We start from the raw sequence: 16269 nt of genomic DNA, 5'->3' as shown, positions 1-16269 counted from the left end.
GTTAAGTTATTGAATTTAAACGAATTAAAAATACTTATATGTCTTATATAAGACATTGTTGCCCTGCACAGATGGGGCTACTATTTAGTCATCGGATTTGATTTTACTTTTGTCTTTTAACAGGAGAACGACGATGACTACACGTGAACAGCAAGTAGCAGCATTGGCCAAGGACTGGGCTGAGAATCCACGCTGGAAAGGCGTTACCCGCAATTACTCTGCGGAAGACGTGGTCCGTTTGCGCGGTTCGGTACAGATCGAACACACGCTGGCAAAGCGCGGCGCCGAAAAACTGTGGAATCTGGTTCACAACGAGCCGTTCGTCAACGCACTCGGCGCATTGACCGGCAACCAGGCGATGCAGCAAGTCAAAGCTGGCTTGAAAGCGATCTACCTGTCCGGCTGGCAAGTGGCCGGCGACGCCAACCTGGCTGGCGAAATGTATCCCGACCAATCGCTGTATCCAGCCAACTCGGTGCCGCTGGTAGTCAAGCGCATCAACAACACGTTCCAGCGCGCTGACCAGATTCAATGGTCGGAAGGCAAAAACGATATCGACTTTTTCGCGCCGATCGTAGCTGATGCGGAAGCCGGTTTCGGCGGTGTGTTGAATGCCTACGAATTGATGAAGTCGATGATCGATGCCGGCGCTGCCGGTGTCCATTTCGAAGACCAACTGGCATCGGTCAAGAAATGCGGCCATATGGGCGGCAAGGTGCTGGTGCCAACCCGCGAAGCAGTCGAGAAGCTGAATGCTGCGCGTCTGGCAGCGGACGTTTCGGGCACGTCGACTCTGGTGATCGCTCGTACCGACGCCGAAGCGGCAGATTTGCTGACTTCCGATGTCGACGAAAACGACAAGCCATTCCTGACCGGCGAGCGCACTGTCGAAGGTTTCTTCAAGACTCGTCCAGGCATCGATCAGGCAATCTCCCGTGCACTGGCCTATTCGCCATATGCCGATCTGGTGTGGTGCGAAACAGGCAAGCCGGACCTGGCTTTTGCCAAGAAATTCGCGGAAGCGGTACATGCCAAGTTCCCAGGCAAGATGCTGGCGTATAACTGCTCGCCATCGTTCAACTGGAAGAAGAACCTGGACGACGCCACTATTGCCAAGTTCCAGAAGGAATTGGGCGCGATGGGCTACAAGTTCCAGTTCATCACGCTGGCCGGTTTCCATGCACTTAATTACTCGATGTTCAACCTGGCGCACGGTTATGCACGCAACCAGATGTCCGCTTTCGTCGAGCTGCAGGAAGCCGAATTCGCCGCCGCCGACAAGGGCTTCACCGCGGTCAAGCATCAGCGCGAAGTCGGCACCGGCTATTTCGATGCAGTGACTCAGGCCATCCAGCAAGGTCAGTCGTCGACTACCGCGTTGCATGGATCGACAGAAGATGAACAATTCTTCGAAGCCAAGGTTGCGTGATTAATTGTGTAAAAAATAAAACTATTCCGTTGAACGGCAACTAGATCGCCGCACACAAATGGAAAGTGGCCGGTGTTACCGCAACGGCCGCCCAGGAAACCGCATCCCACAAGGGTGCGGTTTTTTTTTGAGTTGCCTTTCGCGCGACGCGAGAGAAAACGACGCAGAGATCGAAATTAGTCAAGTCCCCGATCAGCACCAAAAACAACATACGCATATGCTGTTTTTGATGATTTCATTGTTGTGAGGAAAGTTGTTCTGATATTATTTCCTGCCGACTGAGCCCCCGCCCGTGCCGCATCGAGCGCGCAAGGAGCCATCAATAGTCGTAAGGCGATAGCGATGGCAGTTCTATCCGATACTGCCGTCCCGCTGTCGCACAAAATCTAAAAAGCTTTAATCCTTGGAGGAGTGCATGAAAAAATATTCTTTATTACTCGTAGCGGCAGGCTTGGCCAGCGGCAGTGCAATGGCGCAGACCAATGTCACCATCTACGGTATTGTCGATACCAGCATTCGTTATCTCAGCAGCGACAACGCAGCCGGACAAAAGAACTTCATCGTCACGAATGGTGCAATCTCCAACAGCCGCATTGGTTTCAAGGGCACTGAGGATTTGGGTGGCGGCCTGAAAGCGGTTTTCCGCCTGGAAAATGGCTTCAACTCCGATAACGGCAGCATGTCCAGCGCCGGTACTCTGTTCAGCCGCCAATCGTATGTCGGCCTGAGCGGTTCTTTCGGTCAGATTTCGCTGGGTCGCCAATATACGCCACTGTTCGATCTGATGGCCGATCACTTCGATCCGCTGACCGTCGGCAATTACGACCAGAATGCCTGGTTGCCAGCCGGTGCTACGCTGGTGCGTAACTCCAACATGATCAAGTACTACGGCACATTCGGCGGTTTCTCCGGTGGTTTGAGCTATGCGATGGGTGAGAAGGCCGGATCGGTCAAGCTGGGTAGCCAGTTTGGCGCCTCGGCACAATACACCGCTGGTCCATTGTCGTTCGGCGCTGGCTACCTGCAAACCGTGAGCCCAGTCAATTCGGACTGGAAAGACACGACCTATAACCTGAGTGCTTCGTATGCGATCGGCGCGGCCAAGTTGTTCGGCGGCTACTATCAGATCAAGGACAGCACCGGTACGACCCAGCGTATTTCGGCGTCTCCAATAGCGTCGCTGCGATCAACGGTGGCATCGGTGGTGTCGAGCGCAAGGACAATGCCTACTTCCTGGGCGCGACTTTTCAGGCCACCCCAGCCTGGAGCCTGACCGCTGCCGGCTACTATGACAAGAGCAAGAATGTCACAGTGGCTTCGGTCGGCAACCTGGGCGACGGCACTCGTTACGCGCTGGTCGGCGTGGCGGAATATGCCTTGTCCAAGCGTACCCAGGTTTACGGTACTGTGGATTACAACAAAGCGAAGGACGCAGCCTTGTCGGAGCTGGTGGGCAGGGATAGCGTGACTGGTGTTGGCGTAGGTATCCGTCACATTTTCTAAGCAGCGTGATGCTATAAATGAAAAGCGCAGAACCGCAAGGTCTGCGCTTTTTTTATATCCGGCTGTGTATTTTCTCGGGCGTCGCGATCATGCCGTCGCGGATTTCGAAGATGGCGTCGCCCAATAGTGCAAGATCTGCCGGATCGTGTGTGATCACCATCATCGGCACATCCAGGCGCTGTTGCAATTCGAACAGTTCGCGCCGCATGCGTTCCCGCAAGCCGAGATCGAGCGCGGAAAATGGTTCGTCCAACAGCAGGATATCCGGCTCCAACACCAATGCCCGGGCCAATGCCACGCGTTGCCGTTGGCCGCCGGATAGCTGATGCGGATAGCTGTTGGCGGTGGCGCTCAGTTCAAACGACGCAAGCCACTTCTGTACTGCCGGATGCTGCTGTGGACGGCGCATGTTGAAACATCCCTTGCGCAAGCCGAAAGCGACGTTTTGGGCCACGGTCAGGTGCGGAAACAACGCGTAATCCTGGAACAGGTACGCCACCTTGCGCTGTTGGGGCGGCAGGCAGATGCCAGCCGCACTGTCGAACAGCGTGTTTTGCTTGAGTCGTATCAGGCCCTCGTCAGGGGGCAGCAAACCAGCAAGCGCTTGCAGCGTCAGGCTTTTGCCTGCGCCGGATGGACCGTACAGCACCACGCGATTGCTATCGGTGTGCAAGGCGATGTCCAGGTTGAAGCCACGTTCTTCAGCTTGCAGGTGCTTGCGGATATTGATTTCGATGGTCATCGGTCAGCTTTCACGATGGCCGGCGCTGCTGGTTTTTAGGCATCAACCAGCCAGCGACGAGTAGCACCACGATGCAGGTCGCCGACGTGATCAACACCAGTACGTTGGCGGTATTGTCGTCACCAGCCTGGACCGCCTCATAGATGGCGATTGACAAGGTCTGGGTACGGCCCGGCAGATTGCCCGCGATCATCAGCGTCGCGCCGAATTCGCCGAGTGCACGCGCGAATGCCAGCAACACGCCGGCAGTGATGCCTTTGGATGCCAATGGCAACGTCACGCGGAAAAATACGCCAGCTTCAGACACACCCATTACGCGCGCGGCGTTTTCCAGTTGCGGGTTGACGTTGTCGAATGCGGCACGCGCCGATTTGAGGACCAGTGGAAAGGCGACGATGGTGGCGGCGATCACCGCTCCCTGCCAGGTGAATACCAGCTCGATGCCCCACTTTTCCAACCACGCGCCGAACACGCCGCGGCGCCCCAGTAGCACCAGCAGGTAATAGCCAAGCACGGTCGGCGGCAGTACCAGAGGCAGAGTAAGGATGGCGTCGACCAGGTCGCGTGCAGAAGAGCGCCAGCGCGATAGCCCATAGGCGGCAGCAACGCCGAGCAGCAGGTTGAGCACGGTGGCCCAGCCTGCGACTTTCAGCGAAAGCCAGAGCGCGACCCAGACGCTGCTCTCGATGTTCATTGATTCTGCTTTCTACTCACCTTGGACGCTGCTCCCGAATGTCCGAATACACCCGAATGACTTGACGATCATACCGCCCAATCAAGGTTTCAGGAAACCGTAGCGCGCCAGAGTGGCCTGCCCCGTTGGCGACAGGACATAGTCGACGAATTTGGCGGCGATGTCTGCCTGTTTGCTATTGGAAGTGACGGCAATCGGATAGGTGACGGGTGTCTGCGACGGTACGCGCAACGCAACCTTGACCTTGTCCGGCATGATCGCGGCATCGGTTGAAAAGACAAAGCCAGCCTCGACTTCGCCACGCGCCACATAATCCAGGCTCTGGCGCACGTTCTGCGCCGGTACGCCCTTGGCGGATACCGCATCCCACAATTTTGCGTTCTCCAGCGCGGCCTTGGTGTAGCGGCCGACCGGCACCGAGGCCGGATTGCCGTAGGCGATGCGTTTGATCGCCGGTTGAGTCAGGTCTTGCAACTGCGAGACATGTAATTGGCTGTCCATCGGTACGATCAATACGATCTGGTTGTTGGCGAAGTTCTTGCGAGTGACGGGCAGAACTGCCTTTTCCGCTTCAGCCTTGTTCATTGCTTCTTGGTCGGCCGAGGCAAAGACATCTGCCGGCGCGCCCTTGACGATTTGCTGCAAAAGCACATCGGAGGCGGCGAAGTTGAGAATGACCTTGGTGTCCGGATGCAGCGCTTCGAAAGATTGGCCAAGTTCCTTGAAGGCATTGGTCAAGCTGGCTGCTGCAGAAACGATCAGGTCGGCGGCATGCGTTGTCGGCGCCGACAACATGAGCGGAATGGCGCAAGCAAGGATTAAACGCTTAAAACGAGGCAGCATCAAATTATCTCCTAGGCGGCAACGGACAAAAGCGGAATATATGGCAGGATACAGCGAGAGTCAACTTGAAACTGCCGGTACCGGGTCAGCAAATCTGAGTGAGTCCAACGATAAGCAACAAAATAGCTGAGTTGGCGCGCCCGCCTTGTTACAATCCCGCTCATGGTAAATTCCAAATCGGTTCGACTCAGGGTGATGCAGGGCGACGCGATCGCGTTCGGCCCGGGCAAGGCGGCATTGCTACAGGCGATTGACCAGAACGGCTCAATTTCCGCCGCAGCGCGGGCGATCGGCATGTCTTATCGCCGCGCCTGGTTGTTGGTGGAAGAGATGAACCATTGCTTCACGCTGCCGCTGGTGGCGACTGCGACTGGCGGCGCCAAGGGTGGCGGTGCGCACGTCACAGACCAAGGGCGCGATATCGTCGAACGCTATCTGGCGATGGAGGTTCGCGCGCAAGCTGCCGTGGCGGCGGACATGGCCTATTTCGATTCGCTGATGACGGCGCCGGAGGAATCGGCAAGCAATTAACTCTGCCGCCGAAAGCGCACTACACACCATACAAATCACGTTTCACTGGCCATCACACACCCATGCTTTTACGTAGCACGCTCCTCCGATACCGCATCCGCCTGCAGCGCATGTTCGGCTTTTCCGAAAGTAATTCGATGCTGCTGTGGGCCGCGGTGGTCGGTTTTCTTGGAGCCCTGGCGACCATTCTGTTCCGTGAATGCATCTACGGGATGCAAATGCTGCTGACTGGTCATAGCGGCAGCTTTGTCGCAATGGCCAAAAGCCTGCCGTGGTGGTGGCGACTGTTGCTGCCTGCCGCCGGCGGCGTGGTGGCAGGCGCGATCCTGCTGCTGGCCAAGCGGGTGCCGGCTGCCGCCACGTCCGATTATATGGAAGCGGTGGCGATCGGCGATGGCAACATTCCGGTGCGGCAGAGCCTGCTGCGCAGCCTGTCGTCGCTGGCGACCATCGTCTCCGGCGGCTCGATCGGACGCGAAGGGTCGATGGTGCAGCTGTCGGCGCTGGCGGCATCGCTGGTCGGGCGCATTACCCATTTCAGCCCCGCCCGCTTGCGCCTGCTGGTTGCGTGCGGCGCGGCGGCGGGGATCACCTCGGCCTATAACGCGCCGATTGCCGGCGCCTTCTTTGTCACCGAAATCGTGCTGGGCGCGATCGTGATGGAAAGTTTCGGGCCTGTAGTGGTGGCGTCTGTGGTCGCCAACATCACGATGCGCGAATTGCCAGGCTACCGGCCAGCCTATGAGATGCCGCCGTTCCCGCCAATTGCCGGTATCGAGATCCTGTGGTTCGTGCTGCTCGGTATCATGGCCGGCGTTGCGGCGCCGCAGTTCCTACGTCTGCTGGGGTTTTCCAAGCAGATATTCAAAAAAACCGGCTTGCCGTTGCCGTGGCGGTTGGGCCTAGGCGGCTTGTTGGTCGGCCTGATTTCAATCTGGCTGCCGGAAGTGTGGGGTAATGGTTACAGCGTGGTCAATTCGCTGCTGCACACGCCCTGGCTCTGGTGGAGCGTGCTGGTGGTGTTGGTTCTGAAAGTCGTGGCGACTGCGATCACGACGGGTTCCGGCGCCATCGGCGGCATTTTTACGCCGACGCTATTTGTCGGCGCCGCCATCGGTTACCTGTTCGGCCAGGTACTGCACGTGTTGCTGCCGGGACGACTTCGGCGCCGTTTGCTTTCGCCATGGTAGGCATGGGTGCGTTTTTGGCGGCGGCTACCAGCGCACCACTGATGGCGATCCTGATGATTTTCGAGATGACGCTGAGTTACCAGGTAGTGCTGCCGCTGATGTTGTCCTGCGTGGTGGCTTACTTTGTCTCGCGCAGTATCAATGGCGCCTCGATGTACGACATCACCATCAAGCGCAATCGCGATGCCCAGGAGCGCGTCAAGCTGCGTGGCATTCACATGAGCGAGCTGATCCGGCCGGCGCAGACGGTGTTACCGATGGATGCATCGTTCGCCGAGATCAGCGGCTTGTTCCTGAAATATCCGGTCAAGTACATATACATCGTTGACCAGAAAAATCGTTATTGCGGCGTGGTCGCCTTGCAGGACATCACGTCCTGCCTGCTGGATAAGAACGATACCGAGCAGCGCCAGGCCGCGGATTTCCTGCGGCGCGAATTCCTGCATGTGGTGACGCCAGAGATGTCGCTGGGGGAAGCGCTGCAATCCTTCCTCGATCATCAGGGTGAGCGCTTGCCGGTGGTGCGTAGCAAGAGCGACCCTGAGTTGCTAGGCGCTGTCTACAAGACCTCATTGCTGGATGCTTACTTCCGCTTGGATCGTTCGCAGGAATTGCATGCCTAGCGGAAAACATCTGGAAACATTGCTTTTTCATTGGGTTATTTAACGATTTCCCGAGTATATTTTACAAAAAATTACTTATTGATCGCGCCACATTGGCGAGGATTGCACTATATTGATCGCCGGGCCTTTGTTGTTTTCATGCGGCAAATGATTGGCCTGTAGACAACAGTCAAAATCAACTCAGAGGAGCAGCAATGGAAATTCTGTGGACAATCATCGTGGGTTTTATTGTCGGTGTGATCGCTAAATTCCTGCATCCGGGGCGCGAGAACATGGGTTTCATCGTGACGACCTTGCTGGGTATTGCGGGTTCTTTCCTGGCTGGCTATGTCGGCCAGGCTCTCGGCTGGTATCACGCGGGGCAGGGGGCGGGTTTCATCGGCTCCATCGTTGGCGCTTTCGTGCTGCTGCTGATATATGGGTTTGTCAAAGGCAAGGCGGCTAGCTGATGTTGGAGCGCATGCGCGGGAAGAAAAATCAACGCAGCACCGAGGTGCTGCTGCCGGAGACTGAGCATGCGCTGCAGGCGGTGCGCCAGCGCTGCCGCCAGATGGTGGCGCGCAAGGCGCTGCTGTCGGCTGGCGCCTCGGCCTTGCCGATCATGGGCGTCGACATCGCAATCGATATCCATTTGCTGTCGCGGCTGATCGAAGACATCAATACCGAATTCGGCCTGGCCCCGGAACAAATCGAAAAGCTCCATCCAAAACTCAAGGTCGCGACCTATAGCACCATCGTCGGTCTCGGCAGCACGCTGGTGGGACGGGTGGTGACGCGTGAAGTCCTGCTGAAGCTGCTGACGCGCAGTGGGGTCAAAGTGGTTTCCAAGAATGCCACCCGGCTGGTGCCGATTGCCGGCCAGATGGTGTCGGCGGCGATCGGTTTCTCCGCCTTCCGGGCCGTGGGGAACCGGCATATCGACGCTTGCGTCAAGGTTGCAGAAGAGATGCTAAAAGTGCAAGCTGCGACCGAATGATCCGCTCCGCATTCCTATATTCGGGTGGCCTGGCAGTCATCAAAGCGCTACGGCGATGGCCGCAATGATAGAATGCGGGTCGTTTGCAGGTGCCAGCACCACGCACGACCACCTCACCCCGTTCCTGCATCGATCACGCCAGCGCCCCTGATCTGCGCGGCTGCCGCTGCGGCCTTTGATGTAGAGTGGGGCAAAACCACTTCACCACGATAGAGTTTCTTATGTTGAGTTACCGCCATGCCTTCCATGCGGGCAATCATGCCGATGTGCTCAAGCACCTGGTCACCATCCAGCTACTGCGTTACCTAGGCCAGAAGGATACGTCCTACATGGTCATCGATACCCATGCCGGCGCCGGCGTCTACGCGCTGGATGGCGGCTATGCATCGAAAAACGCCGAGTACGAAACCGGCATCAGCCGTCTCTGGGACCGCAAGGATCTGCCGCCGGCAGTCGCCGAATACGTGGACGTGGTGCGGCAGCTCAATCCGGACGGCAAGCTGCGCTACTATCCTGGCTCGCCATATTGCGCCGATGCAGTGATGCGCGAGCAGGACCGTCTGCGCCTGTTTGAGCTACACCCGAGCGATGGCAAGATCCTGACCGACAATTTTCGCCGTCTCGAGGCTGAACGCGAGCGTGGCAGCGGTCGCGGCAAGCGCGTGATGATTACGCTGGGTGATGGCTTCCTCGGCCTGAAGGCGTTGCTGCCGCCGCCATCGCGCCGTGGCCTGGTATTGATCGACCCGCCTTATGAGGTGAAGGAAGACTACCGGCACGTCAAAAATACGATTGAAGATGCACTAACCCGTTTCTCGACCGGGACCTACGCTGTCTGGTATCCGTTGCTGAACCGCATGGAATCGCGCCAGATGCCGGACAAGCTCAAGCGCATGAAAGCCAATGGCTGGCTTAACGTAACGCTGACGGTACGCACGCCGTCCCCAGACGGCTTCGGCCTGCACAGTAGCGGCATGTTCGTGATCAATCCGCCGTGGACGCTGGAGCCGATGCTTAAAGAGCTGATGCCGTACCTGGTGAAAACCTTAGGTACCGATTCCGGCGCCGGCTTTACGCTGGAATCGGGACAAACCAAGGCGGTCGATACCGGCACCCGGCGCGTATAGGGAGTCCGGCACTAGACTTCAGGCCTGAATTTCAGCACGGCCCCATTCATGCAGTAGCGCAGGCCGGTAGGCTTGGGCCCATCGTCAAATACGTGGCCCAGATGGCCGCCGCAGCGGTGGCAATGCACTTCGGTGCGGGACATGCCGAATGTGCTGTCGGTCCTGGTGGCGATTGCATTGGGCAACGGCTGCCAGAAGCTGGGCCAGCCGGTGCCGCTGTCGAATTTGGTCTTGGAGGAAAAGTTCGCCAGATCGCAACCGGCGCAGGAGAAGGTGCCAGGGCGTTTTTCATGGTTGAGCGGGCTGGTGAACGGGCGTTCGGTGCCTTCCTGGCGCAGGATCGCATACTGGATTGCGGTCAGGCGTCGCTTCCATTCCGCATCGGTGTACACGACTTCAAACACTTCGGCAGCAGCGCTGCGTCGGCCCAGGCCCTGCAACAATCCGCCGGCCAGCAGCGCGGCGCCGGCCCTCAAGATGGCATTGCGTCGGGTAACCATGGCAGCATTCCTTTCGTTTTAAACCGGCATTACTGAGTTATACGGCCAGGAATGTCGTCCGGATGCAAAAGGGCGGTATGGCCTGTGCTTTATTACAATCTAATCAAAAAGACGGATAATGCGAATCCTTGTTGAATTACATCCGCATTTTCAGGCTCATCAATGTGCATATTGATTGTTTGATATGCCATTAACTGCATCAAAATAATGACAAATACAAAAAAATATCCCCCGCATCCGATGGCGGGCTGCCTGTTCATACCAAAAGGAAATTGCTGATCACGCTGATAGCGGCAGCCACTGCCCACGTAGCGCAGGCGCAAAGCGTTGACGATCAAAAGGAAGCGAAAACAGCGGTCGATGCGACCATGCCGACCATTACGGTCACTGGCTCCGGCCCCGCTCCCGACAGTTACCGCAGGAACACGGCTTCGATTGCCACCTTCGGCAATGCATCCTTGCTCGATACGCCCTCATCGATCTCGGTCATTACCCGCGCTCAACTCGACGATCAGCAATCGCGCCTGCTGAGTGAAGTGGTGCGCAACGATGCCTCGGTCGGCGATAACTACGCGCCGGTCGGCTACTACGAAAATTTCATGATCCGCGGTTTTGCGCTGGACCTGGCTTCAAGCTACCAGATCAATGGCATGAGCATTGCGGGCGAGCAAAACGTGGCGCTGGAAAACAAGGAAAGCGTTGAAATCCTGAAAGGATTGGCGGGTTTGCAGAGTGGCATGGCAGCGCCGGGCGGCCTGGTCAACTATGTGACCAAGCGGCCGGCCGATGTGCGTTCGGTGACGCTGGAAACCGATTCGCGCGGTTCGCGCTATCTGGCGGCCGATATCGGCACCTTGTTCGGCGAGCGGAAACAGTTCGGCATCCGCATTAACGCCGCGCACGAAGACTTGCATTCCTATGTCAATGACGCCGATGGCGAACGCAGCTTTGCGTCGCTGGCGGCCGACTGGAAAATCTCGTCGCAGGCGCGCCTGCAATTCGATGCCGAATACCAGCATCGCGAGCAGCGTTCGGCGCCTGGCTATCAATTGTTGGGCGGCACCGTTGTGCCGACCAATGTGTCGCCCAGCACGCTGCTCGGCGCGCAGCCTTGGGCCAAGCCGGTCACCATCAATTCCGTCAATATGAATCTGCGCCTCGATCTCGACCTGACGCCGGACTGGCGTGCCTCTGTGGCTGCCAGCCGCAGCCGGGTCGTGATCGATGATAATTCGGCTTTTCCATACGGTTGCGGCTACGGCACGACCTGTGGCGAGGGCGGAACGCCAGCACGCTATTTCAGCGCCAACGGCGATTTCGATATCTATGATTACCGCTTCCCCGACGATACGCGGCGCAATGACCAGTTGCAGGCGACCCTGCAAGGCAAAGTGGCTACTGGAAAAATCAGCCATGACCTGACTTTCGGCGCGAGCATGTTCCGCCGCACCGTGTCGCAAAGCGATGGCGTCAATGAATATGTCGGCAGCGACAATATCTACAACCCGAACCCGATCGTCTACGCACCGTCGCCGCTGACGCCTGACGCGTCCTACCTGCGCCTGGACAGCCGGCAAAAGGCACTGTTTGCCGTCGATCGCATCAGTTTTACGCCGCAATGGCAATTGATCGCCGGCGCACGCCAGGTGTGGGTCAACGAGCGCGCGCTGGATAATACTGGCACGGCGACGCGCACAACCGACAAGACATTACTGCTGCCGCAAGTGGCGCTGGTCTACAAGCCGCAAGCGGATCTGTCGCTGTACACCAGCTACAGCAAGGGCTTGACGATGGGCGGGCAGGCGCCGTGGTGGACCGAGAACGCCTATGCGTTCCTGCCGCCGACCGTCTCGCATCAGATTGAAGCCGGCGTCAAATACGACTGGCGCGACCAGCTCAGTCTGAGCGCGGCGGTTTTCCAGATGACCAAGCCTTATGAATATCCGAAGCCGGATGAGAACGGTTTCACCTATACCCAGCAAGGCACGGAAACCCACAAGGGCATCGAATTGGGCGCCGCCGGCCAGGTCAGCAAGCAATTGCGGCTGACCGCCAGCCTGGCCTTCATCCAGGCACAGGCAAACGATACTGGTACGCCTGCCTACGACGGCCATCAGTCAATTAATGTGCCGCGCTGGCGCGCCGCCGTGTACGCCGCCTATACGCTGCCGAATGTTGCTGGCCTGAGCCTGCTTGGCGGCTGGCAATACAGCGCCAGCAAGGCGGCGACCCGTGAAGGCGATGTCAGCGTGCCAGCGTATTCGCTGTTCAATGCCGGGTTGCGCTACAAGACCAGCTGGTCGGGACATCCGACTACTATCCGCTTGAGCGTGGACAATCTGTTCGACAAGCGTTACTGGAAGGATGTCGGCGAATACATCGGCGATGGCTACCTGCACCTTGGCGCGCCGCGCACTGCGCGTCTGTCGCTCCAGTACGATTTTTAATCCGCATGGGAATGCAGGCATGAGCGAGGTAAACCGAGACAGTGACGCGACACTGCAGCCTGTCCTGAGTCACGGGATGGGCTTGGATGTGGTCACGCCGAGCTGGCCTTCGCTGACACTGGACGAGGTAGCGCAGCTGTTGCGCCACTATCCGCAGGTTGCCGCGGCGACGCGGCTTGCGTGGCACAGCCCACGACCGTTTTCCAGCGCCTGCGTCGTCGATACCGAATCGGGCCCGGTGTTCGTCAAGCGCCTGCTGCGCGAGATCAGGACTGCCGATGAGCTGGCGGAAGAGCATCGCTTCATGGCGCACCTGCGGCAGCACGGGCTGGCGGTCAGCGTTGTGCTGAATACGTCCGACGGCCACAGTGCGCATGCCGCAGGTGAGTGGACCTATGAGGTGCATCGCATCGGCCAGGGCGTCGACCGCTATCGCGACGCTACCTCATGGACGCCCTTTGCCAATTGTGCCGATGCGGCAGCGGCTGGCGCCGCCTTGGCCCGCTTGCATCTAGCTGCACGCGGTTACGACGCACCGGCACGCAGCGTAAAGTTGCTGGCATCCGGCTTTACCTTGTTCCATGCGGAGGAGCCACAGGAAGTGCTGTCGCGCATGGAGCGCTACATTGCGCAGCGTCCGGCACTGGCCGATTACCTGGCGGCGCGCGATTGGCGCCACGATGTGACGCAGGCATTGCTGCCGTTTCATGCCCAGTTGCGTCCGCTGTTGCACGGCTTGCAACCGCTCTGGACACATAACGACTGGCACGCCTCCAACTTGCTGTGGCAAGGCTCAGAAGCGGCGCCGGCGGTGGCGACGGTAGTCGATTTCGGGTTGTCCGACCGTACTTGCGCGGTCTATGACCTGGCCATCGCGATCGAACGCAATATCATCGAATGGCTGGCGCTGCCGCAGCAGCCGGACAATCAAAGGCCGCTGGTGCATATCGACCAGCTTGATGCGTTGCTTGATGCCTACCAGGCGCTGGCGCCATTGTCGGCGCTTGAGGCGCAAGCGTTGCCAGCCTTGCTGCCGCTGGCGCACGCCGAATTTGCACTGTCCGAGCTCGCCTATTTCCACGGCGTGCAGAAATCCGCCGAGAATGCTTCGCTCGCGTACGATACGTATTTTCTCGGGCACGCCGAGTGGTTCAACAGCGACGCCGGGCGCTATTTGCTGGCGCATTTGCGGCAACGGGCCGCCGGTCTTGCCACTCCCAAGGAATCTTGATGTCAGTTCTGGAAATCGTCGCCGTCATCGTCAGCGCACTGGCCGTCTGGCTAACTGCGCGCCGCCATTTGTGGTGCTGGCCGATCGGCCTAGTGTCGGTGCTGCTGTATGCGCGTATCTTTTTCGATGCGAAACTGTATTCTGACCTCCTGCTGCAGCTGATCTTTGCCGTCATGCAGTTGTACGGCTGGTGGCAATGGAGCAAGGCGAAAACGGAGCAGCATGAAATCCTGCCGCAACGGCTGCCGCTCTCAGGCTGGCTGATCGGCATGCTGATCGGCGCCGCAGGCAGCGTCTTGCTCGGTTATGTGATGGCACGGTTTACCGATGCCCACATCCCGTGGCTCGACTCGGCACTGACGGGTTTCAGCCTGGTGGCGCAGTTCTGGATGGCGCGCAAGTACGTCGCTAACTGGTGGCTGTGGATCGCCGTCGATATTGTCTATGTCGGTGTGTATATCTACAAGGATCTGTACTTGACGGCGGGTTTGTACGCTGGATTCATCGTGCTGGCGATCATCGGCCTGCGCAACTGGCAGCGCCAGCTGGCGCTGCACGAGCGTGCCGCCGGCGAGCGGCACGCGTTGGATAGTCAACAGCCCGATGCCGCCTAGTGCGACGGCAAACATTTCTTCACATTCCCAGGTTCTGGGCCCAGGCCAGCGCCGAAAGATGGGCGGCGTTGACTTCGGTCGGGCTGATCTTCAACGACGAAGACAGCGGCCCGATCAACGGTGAATTCAGTTCGCAAGCCTCGGCCAGCGCCACGTAAGGACCGTACGGTCCGCTGCGCGTCAGCAAGGCTGCGGCCACATCGTCCGATAGCTTGATGCTGGCCAGCACCTCATCCATGCTGACGCCAAGCAGGCGATCCAGCAATGAAAAAATCCCCGCCACGAACAGGTTCTCCGATTCACCTTTGGGCAGGTGCTGCTGGCCGAGCAATTCAGAGAAGCGGCCGCGGATGATCGCTGTTTCCATCAGCACCGGCGAGTAGCCACTGCTGCTGGCGGTAGCCAACAACAGCGACAGCCACTGGAACAAGGCCTCATACCCGAGCAGCGCCAGCGCCGAGCGCAACGACTGCACCTCGGTTTTTAATCCGAATGCGGCCGAATTGATGAACCGCAGCAATTCATACGACAAGCCGGGATCGCGCTTGAAGACTTCTTCAATTTTCTGGATGTTCTCGTTTTGGCCGACCATGTTCATGATCTGCACGATGATCTGTTGCGCCGGGTTGAGCCCTTTGGGGCGATTTCCCGCGCGCGGCGTCAGGTGCAGCTTGCCGACAAATGCATCCAGTCCGAGCATGGCGCAGGCATCGTAATCCTGCCAGGTAGTGACTGGTCGCCCTAGCATGCGTACCGACGATTTCTTGAAAGCGGCGTAGCGCCTGGCTTGCGCAGCAAAATCCCCCGCCGAGAAGCGCACTTCGACGTGCGATATGTCGGGCAGCAACTGTTCTTTCATCACATCGGCGCCACGCAGGGAAACGCCATAGCCTTCAGCGCGCAACCCCTTGACCGCGCTCAATGTGTCGGGATCGGCCAGGTCGGCGCTATGAAGCGTCAGCACGGTGCTCGCGGCCGGAATCCGCTTGATTGCATCACCCCTGAGCAAGGCTGGCGATGCTTCCAGAAACAATATCTTGTTGCCCAACAGCCAGCCGTCCTTTTTGCTGGTCAGCTGGTCAGCGACGAAGGCCAACAGAGCATTCAATTCAGCTTCGCCGGCTTGCGTGCCGTCGCTGCCTGCCTCTTGCCAGGTCAGGTCATACCCGACAACGCGCTGTTTCGGATCAAGCAGTGGTTCTCGCACAATGAAGTTTTCGTTACTCATCTTGGATTTTTTGTGGGTGATGGTTGGATAGGGAAGCACAAGCCGTCTCAGGCAGAGAAGTTGATCGCCGTATTCGGGAAACAGAAAATGCAAAGCGACGCCGCTGGCTGCAAGCATATTGATGTGATTACCTCAATCGGCATGGTCGCGTCTCTCCGTCTTGCAAGATCAAAATCCCCTGATCCGTGTTAACGGCGATTTGGCAGGAAAGTTGAGGGCAATCGATATGTGGAATTGCAAATGACCGTTTGGGGGAAGAGATTGTGGCTATTTTGTAACAAGGCGTAACGATAATTTTGTTTTTGATAGGGAATATTTCCTGAGCGAATATTGTATTGCCGAGGCAATTTTTTCTTGTGTTTTCCTTGAGAAAGAGCCGGAAAGCCAAGCTGGTATTGGAGTTTTTGATTGTTGTTAATTGTTTTAAATGAAAGCCAGGTCGCAAAAATGACCGAATTGCCAGTTGTTTCTTTGTAGTGAAGAAATTGATGGTAGTTAGAAATTGTCAAACATTGTTATAAATGTATTTTTGTAAATTTTTGCCCTTAGAATGTGTTTCGCCGCGTTGGCAATTCATTAACTTGAATGAAA

At 57.7% G+C, this 16269-nt stretch carries 14 protein-coding genes and 2 pseudogenes; 10 read left to right on the top strand and 6 right to left on the bottom strand.

Translation table 11 applies throughout. The features are described from left to right. The first annotated feature begins 133 nt into the window (after positions 1-133). The gene (gene aceA, locus CAter10_RS13445; RefSeq protein ID WP_061533798.1) at positions 134-1429 is read left to right on the top strand and encodes an isocitrate lyase; all 1296 of its coding nucleotides are present in this window, start codon (positions 134-136) and stop codon (positions 1427-1429) included. Between the two features lie 415 nt (positions 1430-1844). Beyond that, positions 1845-2932 (top strand): annotated as a pseudogene (locus CAter10_RS13440) (porin). Between the two features lie 52 nt (positions 2933-2984). Here the strand turns inward: CAter10_RS13440 and CAter10_RS13435 are convergent. The 3 genes from CAter10_RS13435 to modA all read right to left on the bottom strand — a co-directional run bounded on the left by CAter10_RS13435 (position 2985) and on the right by modA (position 5211). Beyond that, positions 2985-3674, bottom strand: coding sequence for an ABC transporter ATP-binding protein (locus tag CAter10_RS13435; RefSeq protein ID WP_061533797.1), 690 nt, complete (start codon positions 3672-3674; stop codon positions 2985-2987). A 10-nt stretch (positions 3675-3684) separates the two neighbouring features. Beyond that, complete coding sequence (modB, locus tag CAter10_RS13430) at positions 3685-4368, bottom strand: molybdate ABC transporter permease subunit (protein WP_061533796.1); 684 nt, start codon at positions 4366-4368, stop codon at positions 3685-3687. 81 nt (positions 4369-4449) lie between these two features. Continuing rightward, positions 4450-5211, bottom strand: a complete 762-nt coding sequence (modA, locus tag CAter10_RS13425; protein WP_061533795.1) for a molybdate ABC transporter substrate-binding protein — start codon at positions 5209-5211, stop codon at positions 4450-4452. 162 nt (positions 5212-5373) lie between these two features. On the opposite strand from modA, the gene CAter10_RS13420 reads away from it, so the two are divergent. From CAter10_RS13420 to CAter10_RS13400, 5 genes and pseudogenes are all read left to right on the top strand, one after another. Beyond that, the gene (locus tag CAter10_RS13420) at positions 5374-5742 is read left to right on the top strand and encodes a winged helix-turn-helix domain-containing protein (RefSeq protein WP_061533794.1); all 369 of its coding nucleotides are present in this window, start codon (positions 5374-5376) and stop codon (positions 5740-5742) included. A 62-nt stretch (positions 5743-5804) separates the two neighbouring features. Beyond that, a pseudogene (locus tag CAter10_RS13415) lies at positions 5805-7555 on the top strand (ClcB-like voltage-gated chloride channel protein). A 194-nt stretch (positions 7556-7749) separates the two neighbouring features. Next, on the top strand, positions 7750-8004 hold the full coding sequence (locus CAter10_RS13410; protein WP_061533793.1) for a GlsB/YeaQ/YmgE family stress response membrane protein: 255 nt from the start codon (positions 7750-7752) through the stop codon (positions 8002-8004). A gap of 11 nt (positions 8005-8015) precedes the next feature. After that, complete coding sequence (locus CAter10_RS13405; RefSeq protein WP_061535350.1) at positions 8016-8531, top strand: hypothetical protein; 516 nt, start codon at positions 8016-8018, stop codon at positions 8529-8531. Between the two features lie 221 nt (positions 8532-8752). Next, positions 8753-9658 carry a 23S rRNA (adenine(2030)-N(6))-methyltransferase RlmJ gene (locus CAter10_RS13400; RefSeq protein ID WP_061533792.1) on the top strand — a complete coding sequence of 302 codons (906 nt, stop codon included), beginning with the start codon at positions 8753-8755 and terminating at the stop codon, positions 9656-9658. Between the two features lie 11 nt (positions 9659-9669). Here CAter10_RS13400 and msrB read toward each other — a convergent pair whose 3' ends face one another. Then, complete coding sequence (msrB, locus tag CAter10_RS13395; RefSeq protein WP_061533791.1) at positions 9670-10158, bottom strand: peptide-methionine (R)-S-oxide reductase MsrB; 489 nt, start codon at positions 10156-10158, stop codon at positions 9670-9672. 272 nt (positions 10159-10430) lie between these two features. Here msrB and CAter10_RS13390 point away from each other — a divergent pair, with 272 nt between their 5' ends. The 3 genes from CAter10_RS13390 to pnuC are packed head-to-tail and all read left to right on the top strand — an operon-like array spanning position 10431 to position 14450. Then, on the top strand, positions 10431-12605 hold the full coding sequence (locus tag CAter10_RS13390) for a TonB-dependent siderophore receptor (protein ID WP_236905349.1): 2175 nt from the start codon (positions 10431-10433) through the stop codon (positions 12603-12605). Between the two features lie 19 nt (positions 12606-12624). Then, positions 12625-13836 carry a phosphotransferase enzyme family protein gene (locus CAter10_RS13385; protein ID WP_061533789.1) on the top strand — a complete coding sequence of 404 codons (1212 nt, stop codon included), beginning with the start codon at positions 12625-12627 and terminating at the stop codon, positions 13834-13836. Further along, positions 13836-14450 (top strand): nicotinamide riboside transporter PnuC, encoded by a 615-nt coding sequence (gene pnuC / locus CAter10_RS13380; protein WP_061533788.1) that lies wholly within the window; start codon positions 13836-13838, stop codon positions 14448-14450. The genes CAter10_RS13385 and pnuC overlap by 1 nt, the downstream gene beginning before the upstream one ends. 19 nt (positions 14451-14469) lie before the next feature. On the opposite strand, the gene CAter10_RS13375 is transcribed toward pnuC, so the two are convergent. Next, positions 14470-15678 carry an EAL and HDOD domain-containing protein gene (locus tag CAter10_RS13375; RefSeq protein ID WP_061535349.1) on the bottom strand — a complete coding sequence of 403 codons (1209 nt, stop codon included), beginning with the start codon at positions 15676-15678 and terminating at the stop codon, positions 14470-14472. Between the two features lie 188 nt (positions 15679-15866). Next, the gene (locus CAter10_RS22525) at positions 15867-16187 is read right to left on the bottom strand and encodes a hypothetical protein (RefSeq protein ID WP_128083073.1); all 321 of its coding nucleotides are present in this window, start codon (positions 16185-16187) and stop codon (positions 15867-15869) included. Between the last annotated feature and the right edge of the window lie 82 nt (positions 16188-16269).

The organism is Collimonas arenae (assembly GCF_001584165.1).
Lineage (GTDB): Bacteria > Pseudomonadota > Gammaproteobacteria > Burkholderiales > Burkholderiaceae_D > Collimonas > Collimonas arenae.
The sequence above is the reverse complement of the archived record's forward strand: the minus strand, read 5'-3'. Positions and strand labels throughout refer to the sequence as shown.

Excerpts from the sequence above, each read along its gene's own strand:
- aceA (WP_061533798.1), top strand. The coding sequence starts at position 134 with ATGACTACACGTGAACAGCAAGTAGCAGCATTGGCCAAGGACTGGGCT.
- CAter10_RS13375 (WP_061535349.1), bottom strand. The coding sequence starts at position 15,678 with ATGAGTAACGAAAACTTCATTGTGCGAGAACCACTGCTTGATCCGAAA.
- CAter10_RS13405 (WP_061535350.1), top strand. The coding sequence starts at position 8,016 with ATGCGCGGGAAGAAAAATCAACGCAGCACCGAGGTGCTGCTGCCGGAG.
- CAter10_RS13435 (WP_061533797.1), bottom strand. The coding sequence starts at position 3,674 with ATGACCATCGAAATCAATATCCGCAAGCACCTGCAAGCTGAAGAACGT.
- CAter10_RS13400 (WP_061533792.1), top strand. The coding sequence starts at position 8,753 with ATGTTGAGTTACCGCCATGCCTTCCATGCGGGCAATCATGCCGATGTG.
- CAter10_RS13385 (WP_061533789.1), top strand. The coding sequence starts at position 12,625 with ATGAGCGAGGTAAACCGAGACAGTGACGCGACACTGCAGCCTGTCCTG.
- msrB (WP_061533791.1), bottom strand. The coding sequence starts at position 10,158 with ATGGTTACCCGACGCAATGCCATCTTGAGGGCCGGCGCCGCGCTGCTG.
- modB (WP_061533796.1), bottom strand. The coding sequence starts at position 4,368 with ATGAACATCGAGAGCAGCGTCTGGGTCGCGCTCTGGCTTTCGCTGAAA.
- CAter10_RS13410 (WP_061533793.1), top strand. The coding sequence starts at position 7,750 with ATGGAAATTCTGTGGACAATCATCGTGGGTTTTATTGTCGGTGTGATC.
- pnuC (WP_061533788.1), top strand. The coding sequence starts at position 13,836 with ATGTCAGTTCTGGAAATCGTCGCCGTCATCGTCAGCGCACTGGCCGTC.
- modA (WP_061533795.1), bottom strand. The coding sequence starts at position 5,211 with ATGCTGCCTCGTTTTAAGCGTTTAATCCTTGCTTGCGCCATTCCGCTC.
- CAter10_RS13420 (WP_061533794.1), top strand. The coding sequence starts at position 5,374 with ATGGTAAATTCCAAATCGGTTCGACTCAGGGTGATGCAGGGCGACGCG.